This is a genomic window from Agromyces agglutinans (assembly GCF_009647605.1).
In the GTDB taxonomy this organism is placed as follows: Bacteria; Actinomycetota; Actinomycetes; order Actinomycetales; family Microbacteriaceae; genus Agromyces; species Agromyces agglutinans.
The window spans coordinates 1-22,738 of sequence record NZ_WJIF01000015.1; the positions used below are offsets into that span (position 1 = coordinate 1).

Sequence of the window (22,738 nt, forward strand, 5' to 3'; positions counted from 1 at the left end):
CAGGCCCGAACTTCAGGGCAACCTGTCAACCATACCACCACGAACCCGAAGCTGGAACATCGTTCCGAGATTCGAACTCGATCCAGCATCGAACCGCCCGACGAATCGTTCGGTTGAGATACAGGTGGATGGAGGTTCAATCTTAGACTTGAAATCACCGAGTCGCAAATGCGCCTTCGAGGTTATTTGGCTAAGACTTCCCGCCCGACTGCCCGGATCAGCTTCTCGCTTCTTCCTGACCGCCGCGGCGACAGGTATGAACTTACGCGGCTTCGCGATCCTGTGCCAAATCCCGCGCGCATCCCGGGCGTGTCGCACACGGCGAAGCGGCACGAGTGCCCGATGTATGCCCAGTTCAACGGGTGATTCCAGAGGTGGCATACGATCGCGGCCGATGTCGGCCGGTGCTGAGCCCGCACGCGCGGACGGTCGTCGCCGTCAGCGCCCGTCGGCGACGACCGGCATCCACTCCGCGCGGTCGGCACCCCACGGCCGCGGCCCGGCGGGCCACTCGGAGGTCCCGTCGGCGGTATCCAGCGCGGGCTTCGCCACGCGCACGGCGCCGAGCGGGGTCGTGAACTCCACGAGATGGGACGCCGCGGCCTCGGCAGCAAGGGCCGGCTGCGGCAGCGGGGCATCCGTACGCGGCATGCCGAGCAGCTCGGCGGCCGTCCTCCGCAGCGACAGCCTGGCGACCCGCGCCCCGCCGGCTGCTCCGTGGAGCATCGACGTGACGGCAGCGGCGAGGAGGTACCCCGTCGCGTGGTCGAGTACCTGCGCGGGCAGCGCGCCCGGCGCATCCGCGTCGCCCTCGAGCACGGCGATGCCGGTCTCGGCCTGGACGAGACTGTCGAATCCGCGGCGATCGGCATTCGCGCCGTCGAATCCCCACGCCGACACCGCCCCGACGACCAGTCGCGGGTGCCGGTCCACGAGTTCGTCGGGTGAGAGTCCCAGACGCTCGAGCCCGGCCGGGCGATAGCCGAGCGCGACGGCATCGGCGCCGTCGAGCAGCTCGCCGAAGCGGCGTCGATCCGCACCGTCGGCGAGGTCGAGCATCGTGCTGCGCTTGCCCGCCCCGGTGTCGAGGTGCTGCCAGCCGATCTCGGGCTGCGCCCGGCCGTCGACCCGGAGCACCTCGGCGCCGAGCAGCGCGAGCGTTCGAGTCGCGACCGGCCCGGCGATCACCCTCGTCAGGTCGAGCACGCGCAGCCCCGCGAGCGGGCGCGCCGCGTCGCCGGAGCCGGAGCGGCGCGTGCCGCCGGAACCGCCGAGGTCGACGAGTGGCCGCTCGCGGAGCGCCGCGTCCTCCGACGGACGTTCCGCGCGGACCTCGACGCACAGTCCGCCGGCGGCGGTGACGGATGCCACGAGCTCGGCGGACGTGCGAGCCGCGATCGCGCGATCGACCTCGGCCGGCGAGGCATCCACCGCGACGTGGAGCGCCCGCCGCAGCGCGTGTTCGTGGTGCGGATAGTTCGCGTGCGTGCGCACCCACCCGTCGGCCGAACGGCGGAAACCGGACAGCGGCGCCCAGACCGACGGCGGCGCTCCCTCGAGCGCGAACCAGCGTTCACTCGTCACGGCGGTGGCGATGCGATCGCCGTCGAGGGCGATCGGCCGTCGGTCGGCGTCGGATGCCGCCGCGGCGAGCGACGCGATCGCGACCGCTCCGGCGACCAGTCCGCCCGCGTCCAGTCGGGCCGGCAGGGGTGCTTCAGGGATCGGACCGAGACGCTCGAGCGCCACGGGGTCGCGGCCGAGTTCGCCCCAGACGCGACGGACGAGCCCTGCAGCAGACTCCCCCGGCATCCGGCTCACCCCGTCGCGCTCACCCGATGAAGACGCCGGCCAGGGTCTTCTTGCCGCGCCGGAGCACCGTGACGCCGCCGGGCAGCGCGCCGTCGATGACGGCGGAGCCGTCGACCTTGACGCCGTCGACGGTGACGCCGCCCTGCGCGATCGCTCGTCGTCCCTCGCCCAGACTCGACACCAGCCCGGTCGCGAGCAACGCGTCGAGCACCGGCGTTCCCGCGGCGACGGTCGCGTTCGGCAGCTCCTCGAGCGCCGATCGCAGCGTCGCGGCGTCGAGCGCGCCGAGGTCGCCCTTGCCGAACAGGGCCTCGGAGGCGGCGATGACCGCGTCCGTGGCCTCCGCACCGTGCACGAGCGTCGTCACCTCGACCGCGAGCCTCCGCTGGGCGGCGCGGCGGAACGGCTCGGCCTCCACGAGTCGTTCGAGTTCCTCGATCTCGGCGCGGGAGAGGAACGTGAACACCTTCAACCGCGCGATCACGTCGGCGTCGTCGGTGTTGAGCCAGAACTGGTAGAAGCGGTAGGGCGTGCACATCTCGGCGTCGAGCCAGATGGCGTTGCCCTCGCTCTTGCCGAACTTCGTACCGTCGGAGTTCGTGATGAGCGGCGTGCCGATGGCGTGCACGTGCCGGCCCTCGACCCGGTGGATGAGGTCGGTGCCGCTCGTGAGGTTGCCCCACTGGTCGCTGCCGCCGGTCTGCAGCACACAGCCGTACTGGCGATGCAGTTCGAGGTAGTCGAATCCCTGCAGGATCTGGTAGCTGAACTCGGTGTAGCTGATGCCGGCGTCGGAGTTGAGCCGTGACGCCACCGCGTCCTTCTTCAGCATCGTGCCGACGCGGTAGTACTTGCCGATGTCGCGCAGGAAGTCGATGGCCGAGAGCCCGGCGGTCCAGTCGAGGTTGTTCACGAGGCGTACCGGGTTCTCGCCCTCGCGGGAGAGGAATCGCGACACCTGCTCCTGCAACCTGCCGACCCATTCGGCGACCGTCTCCTTGGTGTTGAGCGTGCGCTCGGCGGTCGGCCGGGGGTCGCCGATGAGGCCCGTCGAGCCCCCGACGAGGCCGAGCGGGCGGTGCCCCGCGAGCTGGAGCCGCCGCATCGTGAGCAGCTGCACGAGGTTGCCCAGGTGCAGGCTCGGGGCGGTCGGGTCGAAGCCGCAGTAATACGTGATGGGCTCGCCCGCGAGCAGCTCTTTCAACGCGGCCTGATCGGTCGAGACGTGCACGAGGCCGCGCCAGGTGAGCTCCTCCCAGACGTCCTCGAAAGAGGGGTCGTTCTGCTGGGTGGCGAGGATCACGGGGTCTGACACGCCAGCAAGCGTAACAGCGCGGACGCGCCGGTGAAGGTCCCACACTGGACTCCCCTCGCTGAAGGATGTAGCCTTCACCTCAGGGAATCAAGCTTCTGAGCTGAATGGATGCCGGGATGTTCGTGATCACCGCCGACCAGATCGGCAGCCGCGCCGATGTCGACCGCTCGGCGGCGATGCAAGCCGACCTGCAGGCCGAGTTCGGCGAGGCCCTGCTGCTGCCGGTCGACCAGACCGCCGGCGACGAGGTGCAGGCGCTGACCTCGGATGCCACGACCGCGCTCGACCTCGTGCTGCACCTGGCCCGCGACGGGCACTGGAGCATCGGTCTCGGCGTCGGCGGCATCCGCACTCCCCTGCCCGACGCCGTTCGCAAGGCCTCCGGGCCGGCGTTCATCGCCGCGCGCGATGCGGTCGAGGCCGCGAAGCGCGCCGACGGGCGGTTCGCGCTGCGCGTCCCCGAGGAACTCGGCGACCGCATCGCCGCCGACGCACGCCCGGCCGCACACGTCGAGGCGCTCCTGCGCCTCCTGCTCGTGCTGCGGGCACGACGGTCCGACGCGGGCTGGGAGGTCGCCGACCTCGTCGCCGACGGCCGTTCGCAGAAGGATGCCGCGGCCGCGCTCGGTGTGACCGACGCGGCGGTGAGCCAGCGCCTGAAGTCCGCGCTCTGGAACGTCGATCGACAGTCGATCCCCGCGCTCGTCCGCCTCCTCGACGAACTCGACCGCGCGGCTCGCTAGGCTCGACACGCGCGCCCGCCGGGGCGACGGAAGGGATCGGTCGTGGAGTTCATCGCATCGGCGTTCAACTGGACCATCTTCGCGTTCGGGCTGATCGGCGGCACGGTGCTCGCCGTGCTCGCCGCGGTGCGACCGAGACCGCTCTACTTCTGGCTGGCGACCGGCGGACTCGCGCTGGCCGTGGTCGGCGCCTCCGGTCCGTCGACGCCGGCGCCACCGCAGCTCGCCCCACTCATCGGAGCCGTCGGCATCACCCTCGCGGTGTTCGGCGGCGGCCCCGCCGCCACCACGGCCCTCCGGCTCGCGATGGGTGGCAGCGCGGTTCCCGGGTTGCACGGCGGCATCCTCGTCTCCGACCCGAGCGCGCCGACGCAACCGGGCCTGGCGCCGGCGCGTCGTGAGGTTCTGCGCGGCGGGCTCACCATCGGCGTGCTCGAACGACTCGCCGCGGCGGGAACCATCGTCGCGGGATTCCCCGAGGGGCTCGCGATCGTCGTGGCGGTGAAGGGTGTCGGCCGCTTCACCGAACTCGAGGCTCCCGAGGCGCGCGAACGGTTCATCATCGGCACGCTGGCGAGCCTCATCTGGGCGTGCGCCGCCGGCCTCGCCGTGCATCTCGCCGTGCGCTGAGCCGCACCCGTTCCGAAGCGCCGGGGCCGGCGCCGGCGCCAACGTGCCTCGTCGATCGAGGTCAGCCCACGGCCTTCGGATGCCGTCGGTACGGGGACACCCCGGGATCGCCCGCGATCCGGAACCGCCACGGAAAGGCCGCCCCGCCGCCCGGCCCGCTGACGCCCGTCCGCGGACCCGCCTCGAACGGCAGCGGTGCAGCCGGCAGCAGCAGGGTGTACGGCGGCGCGAGCAGGTCGTCTCCCGAGGCCGACAACGGCACGCCGAGCGCGAGGCTCAGGCGCGCAGGCCCGCGGGCGAGGTCGCGATCGGATGCTCCCGGGCGACGGCGGCGCGCGAGCTCGAGCCCCTCCACGACGACCCCGCCCCGCAGCAGCACCGCCGACGAGGCGCCCGGCCGGCCGGCCACCACGTTCAGGCACACGTGCATGCCGTAGCTGAAGTAGGCGTAGAGATATCCGGCCTCGCCGAACATGACGGCGTTGCGCGGCGTCTTACCCCGAAAGGCATGCGACCCGGGGTCCTCGCCGACCCCGCGGTACGCCTCGACCTCGCTCAGGCGCACCGCCACGACGCCCTCGTCGGTCTCGTGGGCGAGCACGGCGCCGAGCAGCCGGGGGCCGAGCTCGATCGAGTCGACCGAGAGCGCTTCGCGCGTGGCCGGCACGAGGCCGGCCCGCACGTCGTCGGGGATCACGGCGTGAGGCATCCGTCGCTCAGCGGGCCTCCGGGAGGCCCGCCACGAGGTGCCGCACCCGATCGGCGAGCGCCGCGAACTGCTCCGCGACGCGCTCGGGCGCGGTGCCGCCGTGCCCGGTGCGGCTGCCGACCGAGCCCTCGATCGTGAGCACCTCGCGCACGTCGGGCGTGAGCAGCGGCGAGATCCCGGCGAGCGCGGCGTCGTCGACCGCGTCGAGGTCGAGCCCACGCTCCTCGGCGTACCGCACGAGCGAACCGGTGATCTCGTGCGCGTCGCGGAACGGGACGTGCCGCTTCACGAGCCAGTCGGCGACGTCGGTCGCGAGCGAGTAGCCCGCGGGCGCGAGTTCGGCCATGCGGTCGGTGTGGAACCGCAGCGTCGCGATCATGCCCGTGAACGCGGGCAGCAGCACCTCGAGCGTCTCGACCGAGTCGAAGACGGGCTCCTTGTCCTCCTGGAGGTCGCGGTTGTAGGCCAGGGGCAGGCCCTTCAGCGTCGCGAGCAGGCCCGAGAGGTTGCCGATGAGCCGGCCCGACTTGCCGCGCGCGAGTTCGGCGATGTCGGGGTTCTTCTTCTGCGGCATGATCGACGAACCCGTCGAGTAGCCGTCGTCGAGGGTCACGAACCCGAACTCGCGCGTGTTCCAGAGGATCACGTCTTCGGCGAGGCGCGAGACGTCGATGCCGATCATCGCGGTGATGAACGCGAACTCGGCGACGACGTCGCGACTCGCGGTGCCGTCGAGCGAGTTGTCGGCCGGCGCGGCGAGCCCGAGGTCGCGGGCCACGGATGCCACGTCGAGGCCGAGCGTCGACCCGGCGAGGGCGCCGCCGCCGTACGGCGAGACATCCGCTCGCTTGAGCCAGTCGACGAGTCGCTCGAGGTCGCGCGAGAGCGCCCACCCGTACGCGAGCAGGTGGTGCGCGAGCAGCACCGGCTGCGCGTGCTGGAGGTGCGTGCGACCCGGCATGATCGCGGTGCGGTGGGCGTCGGCCTGCGCCGCGAGCGCGTCGATGAGGTGCACCAGGTCGCGGCCGATGACGGCCGCGTGGTCCTTCAGGTAGAGGCGCACGAGCGTGGCGATCTGGTCGTTGCGGCTGCGCCCGGCGCGGAGCTTGCCGCCGACCTCGGGCCCGACCTCGGCGATGAGCGCGGCCTCGAGCGCCCCGTGCACGTCCTCGTCGGAGTCGGCCGCGACGAGCTCGCCGGCGACGAACCGCGCCTCGAGCGTGTCGAGGCCGCCGAGCATCGTCGCGAGCTCGTCGTCGGCCAGGTAGCCGGCCGCGGCGAGCGCGCGGGCGTGCGCGCGCGATCCGGCGAGGTCGTAGGGCGCGAGCTGCCAGTCGAAGTGCGTGGACTTCGACAGGCGTGCGAGTTCGGGCGACGGTCCGCTCGCGAACCGGGCTCCCCAGAGGGCGCCTTCGTTGGTGCCGTGCGCTTCGGTGCCCCGGTCGGCGCCGTCGTTGTGCTCGGCCATCAGCCGTCCTTCCTCGCGAGCAGCCACGCGAGCAGCGCCTTCTGCGCGTGCAGCCGGTTCTCCGCTTCGTCCCACACGACCGAGGCCGGTCCGTCGATGACCGACGCCTCGACCTCGTATCCACGGTACGCCGGGAGGCAGTGCAGGAAGATCGCGTCGTCGGATGCCTCGGCCATCAGCTCGTCGTCGACGCCGTAGTCGCCGAAGACCGCCAGCCGCTGCGCCTTCTCGTCCTCCTGGCCCATCGACACCCACGTGTCGGTGGCCACGACGTGGGCTCCGCGAGCGGCCTCGGCGGCCGAGGTGGTGACCAGCACCGAGCCTCCGGTCTGCTCGGCGATGCGGCGGGCGTCCTCCACGATGTCGGCGCGCGGCGCGTAGTCGGCTGGCGCGCCGATGCGCACGTGCATTCCCGCGGTCGCGCCGGCGAGCAGGTACGAATGGGCCATGTTGTTGGCGCCGTCGCCGACGTAGGCGAGGGTTCGCCCGCCGAGGTCGCCGAAGCGCTCCTTCGCGGTGAGCAGGTCGGCCAGCAGCTGGCAGGGGTGGAAGTCGTCGGAGAGCGCGTTGACGACCGGCACCGTGGTGCCGGCGGCCATCTCCTCGAGGCCCGATTGGGCGAACGTGCGCCACACGATGGCGGCGACCATGCGTTCGAGCACGCGCGCGGTGTCGGCGATCGACTCCTTCGCGCCCAGCTGGCTGTCGCCGGAGGCCGTGATGAGCGGAACCCCGCCGAGGTCGGCGATGCCGACCGAGAACGAGACGCGCGTGCGGGTCGAGGTCTTGTCGAAGAACACCGCGACGGTCTGCGGGCCCTCGAGCGGGCGCTCGGCGAAGCGATCGGCCTTCAGGCGCAGGGCGAGGTCGAGCACCTCGGCCTGCTCGGCGGGCGAGAGGTCGTCGTCGCGGAGGAAGTGGCGGGTCATGCGGTTCCGTTCCTGGTTCGGTCGGGTTCTCGAGTGGAGGTCGGGCGGCGCTCGGGGCGGTCGGTCGCCCAGGGCGGTGCGGCGGGTCAGCCCCGGCCGGCGAGGTCGAGGGTTCGCGCGAAGCGCGCCTCGAACTCGTCGAGCTCGGCGTCGCCGATGATGAGCGGTGGAGCGAGCCGGATGGTCGAGTCGTTCGCGGCGTTCACGATCAGGCCGGACTCGAGCGCCGCGGCCTGCACGCGCGTCGCGATCGGCTCGGCGAGCGCGACGCCCGCGAGCAGGCCGCGACCGCGGACGCCGCTCACGAGCGGCGAGCCGAGGCCGAGGATCCGCTCGCGCAGCTGCACGCCGCGACGCGCGGCGTTCTCGACGAGTCCGGCCCGCTCGATCTCGCCGAGCACCGCACCGGCCACCGCGGTCGCGAGCGGGTTTCCCCCGAACGTCGAGCCGTGCATGCCCTTCTGGAACAGGTCGGAGGCGTGGCCGAAGGTGACGAGGCCCCCGATCGGCATGCCGCCGCCGATGCCCTTCGCGATCGTGATCGCGTCGGGTGTGATGCCCGCGTGCTGGAAGCCGAACCAGGCGCCGGTGCGCCCGGCACCGGTCTGGATCTCGTCGACGATGAGCAGCGCGCCGTGGCGACGGGTGAGCTCGCGGGCTCGCTCGAGGAAGCCGTCGGGCAGCTCGACCACGCCGGCCTCGCCCTGGATCGGCTCGACGATGAGCGCGGCCACGGCGTCGTCGAGGTTCGCCTCGAGCGCCTCGAACGTCGCCGGGATGTGCTCGACCCCGCCGGGCAGCGGTTCGAACGCCTGCCGCATGTGCGGCTTGCCCGTGAGGGCGAGCGAGCCCATGGTGCGCCCGTGGAAGGCGTCGACGAGCGCGAGCACGCGCGTGCGCGCGCCGCCCGAGTTGTTGAGGCGCGCGAGCTTGAACGCGGCCTCGTTGGCCTCGGCGCCCGAGTTGCCGAACCAGGCCCGGCCCCGGTCGCCCGCCCCGCTCAGGCGCACGACGCGTTCGGCGAGCGCGAGCGCGGGCTCGGTCGCGAAGTAGTTCGAGACGTGCGCGAGGGTCGCCGCCTGGCGCGAGACCGCCTCGACGAACACGGGGTGGGCGTGCCCGAGCGAGTTCACCGCGATGCCCGCGAGGAAGTCGAGGTACTCGCGGCCCTCGTCGTCCCACACCCGGGCGCCCTCGCCGCGCGCGAGCTTGGCGAGCGGCTTCCCGAGCGAGCGCATCATGCGCGCGTCGAAGCGGTCCTGCCACGCGGTCATGCCGGCTCCCCTGCTCCGGCGGGCACGACCTCGGTGCCCGAGCCCTGCGTCGTGAACACCTCGAGCAGGATCGAGTGCGGCTCGCGGCCGTCGATGATCGCGGCCTTCTCGACGCCGCCCTGCACGGCATCGAGGCACGCGGTCATCTTGGGGATCATGCCCGACTCGAGGCTCGGCAGCAGGTCGAGGAGTTCGGGAACCTCGATGACCGAGACGAGCGAGTCGCGGTTCGGCCAGTCGCGGTAGAGGCCGGCGACGTCGGTGAGGATCACGAGCTTCGCCGCGCCGAGCGCGACGGCGAGCGCGGCGGCGGCCGAGTCGGCGTTCACGTTCAGCGACTGGCCGGGGTGGTCGGCATCGGGCGCGATCGAGGACACGACCGGGATGCGCCCGGCCTCGAGCAGGGCCTGCACAGCCGCCGGGTCGACGTCGACGACATCGCCGACGAGCCCCAGGTCGACCTCCACGCCGTCGACGAGCGCCCCGCGCCGGCGTCCGGTGAACAGGCCCGCGTCCTCCCCCGAGACGCCGCTCGCGAGCGGACCGTGCCGGTTGATGAGGCTCACGAGTTCGCGGTTCACCTGGCCCGTGAGCACCATGCGCACGACGTCCATCGCCTCGGGCGTGGTCACGCGGTAGCCGCCGCGGAACTCGCTGTCGATGCCGAGGCGCTCGAGCATGGCCGAGATCTGCGGGCCGCCGCCGTGCACGATCACGGGCTTGATGCCCGCGTACCGCAGGTAGACCATGTCCTCGGCGAACGCGCGCTGCAGCTCGGGGCTCACCATCGCGTTGCCGCCGAACTTCACGACGATGGTCTCGCCGTGGAAGCGCTTGAGCCACGGCAGCGACTCGATGAGCGTGCGGGCCTTCTCGGCCGCGCCGGAGTCATCCGTCTCGTTCAGGTTCTCGCTCATCTCGTCAGCTCGCGTAGGCACTGTTCTCGTGCACGTAGTCGTGCGTGAGGTCGTTGGTGCGGATCGTCGCGGACGCCTCGCCCGCGTGCAGCTCGATGCGCACGTGCGTGGCGCGCGGGCTCAGGTCGACCTCGTCGCGCGGCCGGTCGGGCCGGCCCGCGTGGCAGACCCGCACGCCGTTCATGCTGACGTCGACGAGGTACGGGTCGAACGGCGCCTGCGTCGTGCCGATCGCCGCGAGCACGCGCCCCCAGTTCGGGTCGTTGCCGAAGATGGCCGCCTTGAAGAGGTTGTTGCGGGCCACCGACCGGCCGACCTCCACGGCGTCGTCTTCGGTCGCGGCACCGAGCACCTCGATCGAGATGTCGTGGCTCGCGCCCTCGGCATCGGCCTGCAGCTGCGTCGCGAGGTCCTCGCAGGCGCGCGTGAGCGCCTGCGTGAACGCCGCGAGCTCGGGGACCACGCCCGAGGCACCGCTGGCGAGCAGCGTGACCTGGTCGTTGGTCGACATGCAGCCGTCGGAGTCGAGCCGGTCGAATGTCACGCGGGTCGCCTGCCGCAGCGCGGCGTCGAGGTCGGATGCCTCGAGCACGGCGTCGGTCGTCAGCACGACGAGCATCGTGGCGAGGCCCGGAGCGAGCATGCCCGCGCCCTTGGCCATGCCGCCGATGCGCCACCCGTCACCCTCGACCACCACGGTCTTGGGCGTCGTGTCGGTGGTCATGATCGCGCGCGCCGCGTCGGCTCCGGCCGCCGCGTCGGCGCCGAGCCGGTTCGCGGCCGACAGGACCCCCTCTTCGAGCACCTCGCCGTCGAGCTGGTCGCCGATGAGACCCGTCGAGCAGACGAGCACGTCGCCCGCCGAGACGCCGAGAGCGGATGCCGCGGCCTCGGCCGTGCGGTGCGTGACCTGGAATCCCTCGGGGCCGGTGAAGCAGTTCGCCCCGCCCGAGTTGAGCACGATCGCCGACACGACGCCGTCGAGGATGACCTGCCGCGACCAGATGATCGGGTTCGCCTGGGCGCGGTTCGAGGTGAACACGGCGGCCGCGGCGTGCGATGGCCCGCGGTTGACCACGAGCGAGAGATCCAGCGCCCCGGTGCGCTTGATGCCGGCTGCGACGCCGGCGGCCTCGAAGCCGGCGGGTGCGATGACGCTCACGGTGCGACTCCGTTCACGGGAAGACCGGTCGTCTCGGTGAGCCCGAGCGCGATGTTGGCCGACTGCACGGCCGCGCCGGCCGTGCCCTTCACGAGGTTGTCGACGGCCGCGATCACGACGACGCGGCCGGCCTGCTCGTCGACCGCGAGGCCGAGCAGCGCGGTGTTGGCGCCGACGACGTCGGCCGTCTTCGGGAACTGGCCCTCGGGCAGGAGCTGCACGAACGGCTCGCCGGCGTAGGCGTCCTCCCACGCCCGGCGCACCGCGGCGGCATCCGTTCCCGGAACCAGCCGGGCCGTCGAGGTCGCGAGGATGCCCCGCGACATCGGCACGATCACCGGGGTGAACGAGATGGTCGGCCGGTCGGCGCCCGCCCAGCGCAGCGCCTGCTGGATCTCGGGGATGTGCCGATGCACGCCGCCGACCGCGTACGGGTTCGCCGACCCCAGGATCTCCGCGCCGAGCAGGTGCGCCTTCAGGCTCTTGCCGGCGCCCGAGGGGCCGACGGCGAGCACCGACACGAGGTCGTGCTCCTCGATCACGCCGGCGCGGATTCCCGGCGCGAGCGAGAGGGCGACGGTCGAGGCATTGCAGCCGGGGGCCGCGATGCGCCGGGTCTTCGCGAGCCGGTCGCGCTGCGTGCCCGACAGCCGCGGCAGCTCGGGCACGCCGTAGGTCCACGCGCCGTGGTGGTCGGCCCCGTAGAAGCGCGCCCAGTCCGTCGACGACTCGAGCCGGTGATCGGCGCCGCAGTCGATGACGAGCGTGTCGTCGGGCAGGGCTGCTGCGACGGCGCCGGAGGCACCGTGCGGCAGCGCGAGGAAGACGACGTCGTGGCCCGAGAGCACCTCGGGCGTCGTCTCCTGCAGGGTCAGGTGCGTGTAGGCGCGCAGGTGCGGTTGCACGGCGACGAGCGGCTGGCCCGCGTTCGAGTGCGCGGTGACGGTGCGCACCTCGAAATCGGGATGATCGGCGAGCAGCCTGAGGATCTCTCCCCCGGCATAACCGGACGCGCCGGAGACGGCGACGGAGTAGGTCATGGGTTCCACCCTAAAGGTCGAAGCGGTCGAGGAATCGGCTCCGGCGACACCTGCAGACGGCTCCATCGCCGTACGCGGGGTCGCCTAGAGTCGGCGGCCGCCCCGGCGTCGGCTGCGCACCACGACGACACGCGAGGAGCGTGCGGAGGTGGGGAGCCGAAGCGCGGACATGCCCTCGACCCTAGCGACGCCCCGGTCGCCGACGCAAACCGGTGACGGATGCCTCACCCTCGCGCGTGCACCCAGGCGAGATCGACGAGGGACTCGAGCACGTGCAGGTCGATCGACGAGAGCCGCCCGACCCAGAGGCATCCGGCGCCCACCTTGACCTTGCCGAGCTGCTCGATCAGGGGCTCGGCACCCTCGGTCTGCAGACCGTACAGCGACATCGAGGCTTTGCGCGGCGAGAAGCCGACGATCATCCAATCACCCTCGCGACCCGTGGCGTAGTTGTAGTGCTGCACGCCGTACCCGACGATCGACGGGCCCCACATGACGGCGTCGGTGCCGGTCACGCGGTCGAACAGGTCGCGCAGCACGTAACCGTCTTCGCGACGGCCGGCCGGTTCGGCCGCATCGAGGAACTCGGCGACGGAAGCGCCCGTGGGCAACGTCTTCTGCTCGGCGGCCATGACTCAGGGTAGCGCCGCGGCGGCCCGACGACGAGAGCGGCGCCGGGATTGCCCGGCGCCGCTCTCGTACGTGCGGTGGTGCGGTGAGCGACGTGCGCGACGTGCGCGGCGTGCGCGGCGTGCGCGACGTGCGCGACGTGCGCTAGTCGCGGATGACCGCGCCGGTGCGCTCCCCCGCGAGGGCGGCGCCGGCGAGCTTCGCCTCGCTCGCCTCGGCGGCGGTGAGCGTCCGATCGGGCGCGCGGAACCGGAGTGCGAAGGTCAGGCTCTTGGCCGCCTCGTCGACCCCCCGGCCGCGGTAGTCGTCGACGAGCTCGAGGTGCTCGAGCAGGGCGCCCGCGCCCTCGCGGACCGCGGTCGCCACGATCGACGCCGGTACATCTCGAGCGACGACGAGCGAGAGATCCTGCGTCGCCGCCGGGAAGCTCGAGAGCCCGGTCGCCTCGACGGGGCGGTCGCCCGCGGCGATCACGGCGTCGAGGTCGAGTTCGGCGACCGCCACGACGCGGGGCAGGTCGTTGGACTCGGCGACCGACGGGTGCAGCTCGCCCGCGTAGCCCACGGGCTGCCCGCCCACGCGGAGCTCGGCGGTGCGGCCGGGGTGCAGGGCGGCGCGGCGCGCCTGCACGACCTCGAGCTCGACGCCCGCGGCGCGCGCGGCTGCCCGGACGCGATCGAGCGCGTCGGCCAGCCCGGCGGCGACCGGCGCCTGGCCGGGTGCCTTGCGCACGACATCGCCCGCGAGCAGCACCGCCAGGTGGCGCGGCTGCGGCGGGATGCCGGCCTGCAGCGCGGCGAGGTCGTCGTCGCCGGGCAGGGCGCCGCCCGCGGGGAGCTCGGCAGAACCGTAGGCACGGCCCTCCGCGGGGAGGAACACGAGCCCGGTCTCGAACAGGTCGAGATCGGTGAATCCGCGCGAGAGATTGCGACGCGCGACCTCGATGAGCCCCGGCAGCAGCGACCGGCGCAGGTACGGCCTCGATGCGTCGAGCGCGTTGGCGACCTTGACCTGCGCGATCTCGCCGCCCTCGGCACTGCCGAACCGGCGGTTCTCCTCGGCATCGACGAACGGGAAGGCGAGCACCTCGGTGGAGCCCGCGCCCGCGAGCACGTCGGCGACCTGCTTGCGCAGCCGCTGCGAGCGCGTGAGCCCGCGGCCGGGAGGCGCCACCGGCAGCACCGACGGGATGAGGTCGTAGCCGATCAGGCGCGCGACCTCCTCGACGAGCTCGGCCTTGCCGGTGAGGTCGGGGCGCCACGACGGCGGCACGACCTCGAACCCGGCATCGGTGCGGGTGACCGCGCCGCCGATCTCGGCGAGCGCGTCGTGCACCTGCTGCTCGGTGTACTCGACCCCGATGAGCGTCGAGGCGTAGCCGTGCGGCAGCAGGATCGCCTCTCGCCCGGGCGCCTCGGCGATGAGCGAACCGCCGTCGTCGGCGGTTCCGCCGGCGAGGTCGGACATCAGTTGCGCGACCCGCGAAACGGCCGCGGCCGCGATCGCCGGGTCGACGCCGCGCTCGTACCGCTTCGCGGCCTCGCTCGGCAACTTGTGCCGGCGCGCGGTGCGCGCGATCGACACCGGGTCCCAGTTCGCCGCCTCGACGAGCACGTTGCGCGTGGCATCGCCCATCTCGGTCTCGGCGCCGCCCATGACCCCGCCGAGGCCGATGGGGCCGCGGTCGTCGGTCACCACGAGGTCCTCGACGTGGAGCGTGCGCTCCTTGCCGTCGAGCGTGGTGAATCGCTCGCCCACGTGCGCACGGCGCACGACGATGCCGCCGCGCAACTGGTCGAGGTCGTAGCCGTGGATCGGCTGGCCGAACTCGAGCATCACGTAGTTGGTGATGTCGACCAGCACCCCGAGCGAGCGGATGCCGGCGAGCTTGAGCCGCGCGATCATCCACGCGGGCGTCGGGGCGGTCGGGTCGACGCCCCGCACGATGCGGGTCGCGAACACCGAGGAGCCGACGTTGCCCCGGATCGGCGCACGATCGTCGATCACCACGGGGAACCCGCCGGTCGCAGGCTCGACCGGTGCCGACTGCGCCACCGGGTCGCGGAACGCAGCGCCCGTGGCGTGCGCGTACTCGCGGGCGACGCCGCGGATCGAGAACGCGTACCCGCGGTCGGGCGTCACGTTGATCTCGACGGCCGCGTCGTTCAGGCCGAGCAGGGCGATCGCGTCGGTGCCGACCGGAGCCTCGATGCCGAGCGTCGAGAGCCGCAGGATGCCGTCGTGGTCGTCGCCGAGGCCGAGCTCGCGCGCCGACGCGATCATGCCGTCTGAGACATGTCCGTAGGTCTTGCGCGCCGCGATCGGGAACGGGCCGGGCAGCACCGCGCCCGGCAGGGTCACCACCACCTGGTCGCCGACGAAGAAGTTGCGGGCACCGCAGACGATGCCGTGGACGGCGTCTCCGCCGTCGGCGGCCGTCTCGCCGTCGGGCGCGACGCGCACCTGGCACCAGCGGATGGTCTTGCCGTTGGACTGCGGCTCCTCGACGAAGTCGAGGACCTCGCCCACGACGATCGGCCCCTGGAGGTCGAACGTGTGCACGTCCTCCTCCTCGAGGCCCACCCGGACCAGGGCGGCCTGCACGTCTTCGGGCGTCGTGCCCGGGACGAGCTCGACGTACTCGGCGAGCCAGCTGAGGGGTACTCGCATGTCTTCTAGACCACCATTCCGAACTGCTGGGAGAAGCGGATATCGCCCTCGGCCATGTCGCGCATGTCCTGGACGTCGTTGCGGAGCATCAGTCCCCGCTCGATGCCCATGCCGAACGCGAAGCCCGTGTACACATCGGGGTCGATGCCCGCGGAGCGGAGCACGTTCGGGTGCACCATGCCGCAGCCGCCCCACTCGATCCAGCGCGCGCCGCCCTTGAACGTCGGATGCCAGAAGTCGAGCTCGGCGCTCGGCTCGGTGAAGGGGAAGTAGCTGGGGCGCAGTCGCACCTTCGCCTCGTCGCCGAAGATCGCCTTGACGAAATGGTCGAGGGTGCCCTTGAGGTGGGCCATGGTGAGCCCGCGATCGACCGCGAGGCCCTCGAACTGCATGAAGACCGGCAGGTGCGTCGCGTCGAACTCGTCGGTGCGGTACACCCGGCCGGGCGCGAGCACGTAGATCGGCACCTCTCGATCGAGCATCGAGCGCACCTGCACCGGGCTCGTGTGGGTGCGCAGCACGAGGTGCGCCTCGGGCGGGTCGACGAAGAACGTGTCCTGCATCGCTCGCGCGGGGTGGTCGGCGTCGAAGTTGAGGGCGTCGAAGTTGAACCACTCGCTCTCGACCTCGGGGCCCTCGGCGATCTCCCAGCCCATGCCGGTGAAGACCTCGCTCACGCGGTCTTGCAGCAGGGTGAGCGGATGCCTCGCACCCGCGGTGAACCGCGACGGCAGGGCCGTGACATCCACCGCCTCGCGCTCGAGCCGCGCGGCGGCCTCGGCCTCGACGATCTCGGCCTCGCGCGCGGCGAAGGCCTGGTTCACGCGACCGCGGGCGCCGCCGACGAGCTTGCCGAGCGCGGCCTTCTGGTCGTTCGGGACGTTGCGGAGCAGGGCGTTCAGCTGCGCGAGCGTCGACTTCTCGCCGGTGTGCTCGGCGCGCACCTGCTTGAGGGCGTTCGAGTCGGCGGCGGCGGCGATGGCCGCGAGTGCCGCCTCGACAGCCGCGTCGACCGCGGACTCGGTGATCTGGGTGTCTTCTGGCACGAGCACCGAGTCTACCGGCCCGGCGTCGACGGATCAGCGCGGGCCCTGGGACTCCGACTGGCGCGCCGCGGCGTTCGCGTCGGCGAGCAGCATCGCCTGGTTGGGGTCGTCGGGAAGCGTGGTGCCGCCGCCCTTGCCGATGTGGTACCGGCGGTCGGTGCGCCTGGCGAGCCAGCGTGCGAACGCCGACAGCGTGAGGTTCATGACGAGGTAGAGGACGAAGGCGATGCACCACAGCGTGAAGGCGTAGCGGTTGCCGTAGAAGCTGCCGAGGTTGTTCAGGGTGACGCGCAGCAGCTCGGGGTAGCCGACGATATAGGCGAGCGACGTGTCCTTCAACAGCACCACGAGCTGCGCGACGATGATCGGCAGCATCTGGCGGAACGCCTGGGGGAACTCGACGAGCATCTTCGACTGCAGCGGGCGCATGCCGAGGCTGAGGGCGGCCTCGCGCTGGCCGCGAGGCAGGGCGACGAGCCCGGCGCGCAGGGCCTCGCCGATGAGCGCGCCGTTGTAGATCGCGAGCGCGGAGACCACGGCCCAGTACTGCCCGGTGCCCGCGACGAGCAGGATGAACAGCATCATCAGCAGCACGGGCATGCCGCGGAAGAACTCGATGAGCACGGCGGTCGGGATTCGGATCCACGCGATCGTCGAACTGCGCAGGAGCGAGAGCACGACGCCGAGCGCGATCGCGAGCACGGCGGCCACGAGTGCGGCGCGCAGCGTGCCCCACACGCCGACCCCGATGACGAAGCTCCACATCTCGGGGTCCGTCACGATGTCCCAGCGGGCCGGGTCGAACATGCCGGGCAGCGTGATGCCGCCCGACTCGCGCGGCGCGTTCAGGGTCGCGATCAGCCAGCCGAGGCCCGCCACCACGGCGATCGCCGTGACGACCGAGAAGATGCGGGACAGGCGCCGGGCCCTGGGGCCCGGTGCGTCGAACAACACGCTGGCGCCGCTCATCGCTGCACCACCCACTTCCGCTCGAGCTGGGTCGCGAGGAGGCCGAGCGGCACCGTCACGACGAGGTAGAAGAAGGCCACGCCCACGAGCACCGCGATCACGGCGTCGCCGTTCGCGTTCGCGAGCGTGCGGCCGACGCCGAACAGTTCGCTGACGAACCCGACGCCGCCGACGACCGAGGTGTTCTTCGTGAGGGCGATGAAGACGTTGATCAGCGGCGGGATCGTCATGCGGAATGCCTGGGGCAGCACGATCAGCGAGACGGTCTGGCTGAAGCCGAGGCCGAGGCTGCGTGCCGCTTCGGCCTGGCCGACCGGCACGCCGTTGATGCCCGACCGGAGTGCCTCGGCGATGAACGGCGAGGTGTAGACCGCGAGCGCGATCATGCCGGCGATCAGGTATTCGAGGTCGGAACCCAGGATCGGCAGGATCACCGCGCAGAAGATCACGACGAGCGTGAGCGGGGTGTTCCGGATGATCTCGGTATAGACCGTCGCGATGACCCGCAGGGTCGCGATCGGCGAGATGCGCATGGCCGCGATGAACGTGCCGAGCACGAGGGCGCCCGCGCCGCCGACGGCGAGGAGCAGCAGCGTGGTGCTGAAGCCCTCGAGGTAGAGCGGGAGATTCGCGATGACGACGTCCACGCGGGTCCTCTCGTGGGGATGGGGCGGACCCGGGCCCCGTCGGGCCCGGGTCCGTTCGATCAGTAGCGGTCGACGGCCGGCGGCTCGATGAACGGCAGGATCTCGCCCGCCGTCGAGTTCCACGCCTCTTCGTACCGGCCGTCTTCATAGGCGGCCTCGAGCACGTCGTTGATCCACATGCGGAACTCGGTGTCCTCGAGCGCGACGCCGATGCCGTAGGGCTCCTCGGTGAACGGCTCGCCGACGACCTTGAACTCGCCCTCGTTCTGGGCCGCGAGGCCCGCGAGGATGACGTTGTCGGTCGACACCGCGACAACCTGGCCCTGGCGCAGCGGCTCGAGGCAGTTCGAGTACGTGTCGGTCTCGAGCACCTCGGCGCCGAGCTCCTTCAGGTTCGCGGCCGGCGTCGAACCCGTGACCGAGCACACCGGCTGGCCCACGAGGTCGTCTTCGGACTCGATGTCGTCGTTGTCGGAGAGCACGAGGATCGACTGGCCGGCCATGTAGTACGGGCCCGCGAAGGAGACGACCTCCTTGCGCTTGTCGTTGATCGTGTACGTCGCGACGACGAGGTCGACCTGGCCGTTCTGGATGAAGGGCTCGCGGTTGGCCGAGACGGTCTCGACCCACTCGATGTTCTCGGCATCGATGCCCAGCTCGCCGGCGATGATCTTGCCGATCTCGACGTCGAAGCCCTCGGGCTCGCCCGACGGGCCGACGAGGCCGAACAGCGGCTGGTCGAACTTGGTGCCGATCGTGATGGTGCCGGCCTCGGAGAGCTCGGCCATGGTGGTGCCTTCGTCGAACGTGGGAGCCGGCTCGACCGTCTCCTCGGCTTCGCCGCCGCCGTCGCCGTTGCCGGCGCATCCGGCGAGCACGAGAGCCGCCGCGGCCGCCGCTGCGGCGAACGCGATTCTGCTGCGCTTCATAATCCTGCCTCTGCTTCCTTGTTCCGTGGTGTCCCCGCCGCTTCTGGCAGCCGAGGTCTGTGCCGAGCTAGTGCTCGAGGATCTTGGAGAGGAAGTCCTTCGCACGGTCGGACTTCGGGTGGTCGAAGAACTCGGCGGGGGTCGCCTCCTCGACGATGGCCCCGTCGGCCATGAACAGCACGCGGTCGGCGGCCTTGCGGGCGAAGCCCATCTCGTGGGTCACCACGATCATGGTCATGCCCTGCTCGGCGAGGCCGACCATGACGTCGAGGACCTCGTTGATCATCTCGGGGTCGAGCGCGCTGGTCGGCTCGTCCATGAGGATCAGCTTCGGATTCATGGCGAGCGAACGAGCGATGGCAACACGCTGTTGCTGGCCGCCGGAGAGTTGCGCCGGCAGCTTCTTCGCCTGGTTCGCGACGCCGACGCGCTCGAGCAGTTCCATCGCCTTCGCCTCGGCGTCCTTGCGCTTCATGCCCTTGACCTGGATCGGCGCGAGGGTGATGTTCTCGAGCACCGTCTTGTGGGCGAACAGGTTGAACGACTGGAACACCATGCCGACGTCGGCCCGCAGCTTCGCGAGCCCCTTGCCTTCTTCGGGCAGTCGCTCGCCGTCGATCGTGATCGTGCCCGAGTCGATCGTCTCGAGGCGGTTGATCGCGCGGCACAGCGTGGACTTGCCGGACCCCGACGGGCCGATCACGACGACGACCTCGCCGCGATTGACGACGGTGTTGATGTCGTTCAGGACGTGCAGCTCGCCGAAGTGCTTGTCGACGTGATCGACGACGACGAGCGGCTCACCGCGCCGGACCGAGATGTTTGAGGTCGGGGGCGCCTCGGGAGTCGGGGACATATCCACCAAACTAGGGACCGAGGCCGTCGAACCGCCAGCGCCGCACCGCGGCGGTTACCGTTTCGTGACCGCCGAGGGCCGCTCAGCTGCGGTGTGCGAAGGCGCTCTCGTAGAGGCAGACGGATGCCGCGGTCGCGAGATTCATCGATTCGGCGTGGCCGTAGATCGGCACGGTGACCGCGCGGTCGGCGAGCGCGAGCTGCTCGTCGGGCAGGCCACGGGCCTCGTTGCCGAACAGCCAGGCCGTCGGACCGTCGAGCACGCCCTCTTGGCGCACGGAGAGCAGGTCTTCTCCCTTGACGTCGGCGGCCAGAACCGTGAGGCCGGCGGCGCGCGCCCGGTTCAGCACGTCTTCGAGATCGGCGCCGACCGCGACCGGCACGTGGAAGATCGACCCGGTGGAGGAGCGCACCACCTTCGGGTTGTACAGATCGACCGCGCGGCCGGAGAACACGACGGCATCGGCGCCCGCGGCGTCGGCGGCGCGCACGATCGTGCCCGCGTTGCCGGGGTCGCGGACCTCTTCGAGGATGGCGACCAGCTTCGGCTTCGCCGCGAACACGTCTTTCAGCGCCGTCGGGAACTGCCGGCAGACCGCCACGAACCCCTGCGGCGTGACGGTGTCGGCCATCGCCTCGAGCACCTCCTCGGTGACGTACTCGACGTCGACGCCCGCGGCGACCGCTGCACGACCGATGCCCTCGTGGCGCTCGAGCGCCGAGGGCGTCCCGTACAGCTCGACCACGAGCTCGGGGCGGAACTCGAGCGCCTCCGCGACCGCCTGCGGCCCCTCGAGCAGGAACAACCCGCTCTCGGCACGGGCCGGCTTCTTCGCGAGCTTCGCGACGGCGCGCACGCGAGGGGAACGGGGGTTCTCGAGCATGCAGCCAGTCTAGGTTCGCCCGCAGCCCGGCCGTGGCATCCGGCGTGTCGCACGCACGCGAACGGCCCCGGTGCCTGGAGGTACCGGGGCCGTTCGGAAGACGGAGCGGATTACGCCGCGGTCTTGGGGGCCGACGTGTCGGCCGGGAGCGCCTGCTTGGCCGACTCGACGAGCGCCGCGAAGGTGGCGGGCTCGTTCACCGCGAGCTCCGCGAGGATGCGACGGTCGACCTCGATGCCCGCGAGGCCGAGGCCCTGGATGAAGCGGTTGTAGGTGAGGCCGTGCTGACGCGAGGCCGCGTTGATGCGCTGGATCCAGAGACGACGGAAGTCGCCCTTCTTCTGGCGGCGGTCGCGGTACGCGTAGACGAGCGAGTGGGTGACCTGCTCCTTCGCCTTGCGGTAGAGACGCGAGCGCTGGCCGCGGTAACCCTCGGCACGCTCGAGGATGACCCGACGCTTCTTGTGCGCATTGACTGCGCGCTTGACTCTTGCCATGACTCTTTACTTCCTGATTCGGGTCGGGCGGCTCAGCGACCGAGCAGCTTGTTGATGACCTTGGTGTCGGGCGCCGACAGCACCTTGTCCTGGTTGAGGCGGCGCGTGCGCACCGAGGACTTGCCCTCGAGGTTGTGGCGCATGCCGGCCTGCTGCTTCTTCAGCTTGCCGGTGCCGGTGATCTTGAAGCGCTTCTTCGCCCCGGAGTGGGTCTTCTGCTTCGGCATCTCGTGTTTCTCCTTGGTTCTGCCGCCACGCGGGTGGCGGACGTCTGTGCTGGCCTAGGCCTCGGTGGCTTCGGCCGACTGCGCCTCGGTCGCACCCTCGGCCTCGGCCTCGGGGCGCGACTTCGCCGCAGCACGCTGTGCATTCGCCTCGGCCTTGGCCTCGGACTTGTTCTTGAGAGGAGCGATGACCATGACCATGTTGCGGCCGTCGATCGTGGGGTTGTGCTCGACCGTGCCGAACTCCGCCACGTCTTCCGCGAAGCGCTGGAGGAGGCGGACGCCCATCTCGGGGCGCGACTGCTCGCGCCCGCGGAAGAGGATCATCGCCTTGACCTTGTCGCCGGTCTTGAGGAAGCCGACGGCGCGCTTCATCTTGGTCTCGTAGTCGTGCTTGTCGATCTTGAGGCGGAACCGGACCTCTTTGAGGATGGTGTTCGCCTGGTTGCGCCTGGCCTCTTTCGCCTTCTGCGCAGCCTCGTACTTGTACTTGCCGTAGTCCATGATCTTGACGACCGGCGGGCGCGAGTTGGGCGCGACCTCGACGAGATCGAGGTCGGCCTCCTGCGCGAGCCGCAGGGCCACCTCGATCTTCACGACGCCGACCTGCTCTCCGCCAGGGCCCACGAGGCGGACCTCGGGGACGCGGATACGGTCATTGGTACGCGGATCGCTGATGCGTGTCTCCTCTACTCGAACGATTGCTCAAGCTCGTGCGGGAGACGGATGCCGCCCGGACGACGAGAGCGGAAATCCAACGCGATTCGCCGCACGGAATTCTTCCGTGCGGTTCATGCGGCACCCTGTCTACCTCCCGTCTGACGACGGGCGGCGGAGTGCAATCGACCCGGTAACCTTGATGAAGCGGTATGCGCGGGTGGGAGTATCTCCACTTTCGTACCGGGGACAAGCCCCGGAGCCCGAAGAAGTCTAGCAGAGGAAGTCTGTGAGCAACAGTTCAGACGAGTCCCCCGTCGTGCCCGGTGCCGACGACCACCAGCACGAGCAGGTCTCGGAGGCCACGCGCGACATCGCCGATGTTCCCGCCGTCGAGGTCATCACCACGGCGTCCGTGCACCTGATGAGCGCCGCCGCGGTCAAGGTCGGGCTCGCCGACGACCCCGACGAGCAGACCGACCTCGACGAGGCGCGCAAGCTCATCAACGCCCTCGCGGGCCTCATCACCGCGGGCGCACCCGAGATCAGCGACATGCACGCGCGGTCGCTGCGCGACGGCCTCCGCTCGCTGCAGCTCGCGTTCCGCGAGGCATCCGTCATCCCCGACGCGATCGGCCAGGGACCGGGCGAGAAGTGGACCGGGCCCGTCAGCTGACGCGGCCGCGCGGGTCACGGGCAGGGCACGAAGGAGGCGCAGGATCGCGCCGTCG

General features: G+C 71.3%; 23 protein-coding genes. 3 read left to right on the plus strand and 20 right to left on the minus strand.

All coding sequences use genetic code 11. The annotated features are described in order from the left end of the window. Positions 1-438: 438 nt before the first annotated feature. Both GE115_RS17130 and tyrS read right to left on the minus strand, forming a co-directional pair. Positions 439-1,812, minus strand: coding sequence for a CoA transferase (locus tag GE115_RS17130; RefSeq protein WP_153685986.1), 1,374 nt, complete (start codon positions 1,810-1,812; stop codon positions 439-441). A 19-nt stretch (positions 1,813-1,831) separates the two neighbouring features. Continuing rightward, complete coding sequence (gene tyrS, locus GE115_RS17135) at positions 1,832-3,127, minus strand: tyrosine--tRNA ligase (RefSeq protein WP_312855324.1); 1,296 nt, start codon at positions 3,125-3,127, stop codon at positions 1,832-1,834. Between the two features lie 116 nt (positions 3,128-3,243). Here tyrS and GE115_RS17140 point away from each other — a divergent pair, with 116 nt between their 5' ends. Together GE115_RS17140 and GE115_RS19020 are read left to right on the plus strand one after the other, a co-directional pair. After that, positions 3,244-3,870, plus strand: coding sequence for a DNA-binding protein (locus GE115_RS17140; protein WP_153685987.1), 627 nt, complete (start codon positions 3,244-3,246; stop codon positions 3,868-3,870). Between the two features lie 42 nt (positions 3,871-3,912). Further along, positions 3,913-4,500 (plus strand): hypothetical protein, encoded by a 588-nt coding sequence (locus GE115_RS19020; protein WP_376765731.1) that lies wholly within the window; start codon positions 3,913-3,915, stop codon positions 4,498-4,500. Positions 4,501-4,561: 61 nt separating this feature from the next. Here the strand turns inward: GE115_RS19020 and GE115_RS17150 are convergent, their stop codons facing one another. The 18 genes from GE115_RS17150 to infC all read right to left on the minus strand — a co-directional run bounded on the left by GE115_RS17150 (position 4,562) and on the right by infC (position 22,028). Then, positions 4,562-5,209 carry a DNA-3-methyladenine glycosylase gene (locus tag GE115_RS17150; RefSeq protein WP_153685988.1) on the minus strand — a complete coding sequence of 216 codons (648 nt, stop codon included), beginning with the start codon at positions 5,207-5,209 and terminating at the stop codon, positions 4,562-4,564. Between the two features lie 7 nt (positions 5,210-5,216). Further along, positions 5,217-6,677, minus strand: coding sequence for an argininosuccinate lyase (argH, locus tag GE115_RS17155; protein ID WP_153685989.1), 1,461 nt, complete (start codon positions 6,675-6,677; stop codon positions 5,217-5,219). Then, the gene (argF, locus tag GE115_RS17160; RefSeq protein ID WP_153685990.1) at positions 6,677-7,606 is read right to left on the minus strand and encodes an ornithine carbamoyltransferase; all 930 of its coding nucleotides are present in this window, start codon (positions 7,604-7,606) and stop codon (positions 6,677-6,679) included. The genes argH and argF overlap by 1 nt, the downstream gene beginning before the upstream one ends. 86 nt (positions 7,607-7,692) lie before the next feature. Next, positions 7,693-8,880 carry an acetylornithine transaminase gene (locus GE115_RS17165; RefSeq protein WP_153685991.1) on the minus strand — a complete coding sequence of 396 codons (1,188 nt, stop codon included), beginning with the start codon at positions 8,878-8,880 and terminating at the stop codon, positions 7,693-7,695. Next, positions 8,877-9,797 carry an acetylglutamate kinase gene (gene argB, locus GE115_RS17170; RefSeq protein WP_153685992.1) on the minus strand — a complete coding sequence of 307 codons (921 nt, stop codon included), beginning with the start codon at positions 9,795-9,797 and terminating at the stop codon, positions 8,877-8,879. The genes GE115_RS17165 and argB overlap by 4 nt, the downstream gene beginning before the upstream one ends. A 4-nt stretch (positions 9,798-9,801) precedes the next feature. Continuing rightward, on the minus strand, positions 9,802-10,959 hold the full coding sequence (gene argJ / locus GE115_RS17175; RefSeq protein WP_312855325.1) for a bifunctional glutamate N-acetyltransferase/amino-acid acetyltransferase ArgJ: 1,158 nt from the start codon (positions 10,957-10,959) through the stop codon (positions 9,802-9,804). After that, the gene (gene argC / locus GE115_RS17180; protein WP_153685993.1) at positions 10,956-11,999 is read right to left on the minus strand and encodes an N-acetyl-gamma-glutamyl-phosphate reductase; all 1,044 of its coding nucleotides are present in this window, start codon (positions 11,997-11,999) and stop codon (positions 10,956-10,958) included. Before argC ends, argJ begins: the two co-directional genes overlap by 4 nt. 224 nt (positions 12,000-12,223) lie before the next feature. Next, positions 12,224-12,631, minus strand: coding sequence for a DUF1801 domain-containing protein (locus tag GE115_RS17185; protein ID WP_153685994.1), 408 nt, complete (start codon positions 12,629-12,631; stop codon positions 12,224-12,226). Positions 12,632-12,773: 142 nt separating this feature from the next. After that, the gene (gene pheT, locus GE115_RS17190) at positions 12,774-15,299 is read right to left on the minus strand and encodes a phenylalanine--tRNA ligase subunit beta (protein ID WP_153685995.1); all 2,526 of its coding nucleotides are present in this window, start codon (positions 15,297-15,299) and stop codon (positions 12,774-12,776) included. Between the two features lie 5 nt (positions 15,300-15,304). Then, the gene (pheS, locus tag GE115_RS17195) at positions 15,305-16,345 is read right to left on the minus strand and encodes a phenylalanine--tRNA ligase subunit alpha (RefSeq protein WP_312855326.1); all 1,041 of its coding nucleotides are present in this window, start codon (positions 16,343-16,345) and stop codon (positions 15,305-15,307) included. A gap of 33 nt (positions 16,346-16,378) precedes the next feature. Further along, positions 16,379-17,314, minus strand: coding sequence for an amino acid ABC transporter permease (locus GE115_RS17200; RefSeq protein ID WP_153685996.1), 936 nt, complete (start codon positions 17,312-17,314; stop codon positions 16,379-16,381). After that, complete coding sequence (locus GE115_RS17205; protein ID WP_312855327.1) at positions 17,311-17,961, minus strand: amino acid ABC transporter permease; 651 nt, start codon at positions 17,959-17,961, stop codon at positions 17,311-17,313. Before GE115_RS17205 ends, GE115_RS17200 begins: the two co-directional genes overlap by 4 nt. 59 nt (positions 17,962-18,020) lie before the next feature. Continuing rightward, positions 18,021-18,890 carry a glutamate ABC transporter substrate-binding protein gene (locus GE115_RS17210; protein WP_153685997.1) on the minus strand — a complete coding sequence of 290 codons (870 nt, stop codon included), beginning with the start codon at positions 18,888-18,890 and terminating at the stop codon, positions 18,021-18,023. 67 nt (positions 18,891-18,957) lie between these two features. After that, positions 18,958-19,746, minus strand: coding sequence for an amino acid ABC transporter ATP-binding protein (locus tag GE115_RS17215; RefSeq protein WP_153685998.1), 789 nt, complete (start codon positions 19,744-19,746; stop codon positions 18,958-18,960). Between the two features lie 82 nt (positions 19,747-19,828). Further along, a complete protein-coding gene (locus tag GE115_RS17220) occupies positions 19,829-20,629 on the minus strand; it encodes a TrmH family RNA methyltransferase (RefSeq protein ID WP_153685999.1) in 801 nt (266 codons plus the stop codon). 110 nt (positions 20,630-20,739) lie between these two features. Next, the gene (gene rplT, locus GE115_RS17225) at positions 20,740-21,126 is read right to left on the minus strand and encodes a 50S ribosomal protein L20 (protein ID WP_153686000.1); all 387 of its coding nucleotides are present in this window, start codon (positions 21,124-21,126) and stop codon (positions 20,740-20,742) included. Between the two features lie 32 nt (positions 21,127-21,158). Next, entirely contained in the window at positions 21,159-21,353 is a 195-nt protein-coding gene (rpmI, locus tag GE115_RS17230; RefSeq protein ID WP_153686001.1) for a 50S ribosomal protein L35, read from the minus strand. A gap of 54 nt (positions 21,354-21,407) precedes the next feature. Then, complete coding sequence (gene infC, locus GE115_RS17235) at positions 21,408-22,028, minus strand: translation initiation factor IF-3 (RefSeq protein ID WP_312855344.1); 621 nt, start codon at positions 22,026-22,028, stop codon at positions 21,408-21,410. Positions 22,029-22,326: 298 nt separating this feature from the next. Between infC and GE115_RS17240 the strand changes: the two genes are divergently transcribed. After that, complete coding sequence (locus tag GE115_RS17240) at positions 22,327-22,683, plus strand: DUF1844 domain-containing protein (protein WP_312855345.1); 357 nt, start codon at positions 22,327-22,329, stop codon at positions 22,681-22,683. Positions 22,684-22,738 lie beyond the last annotated feature (55 nt).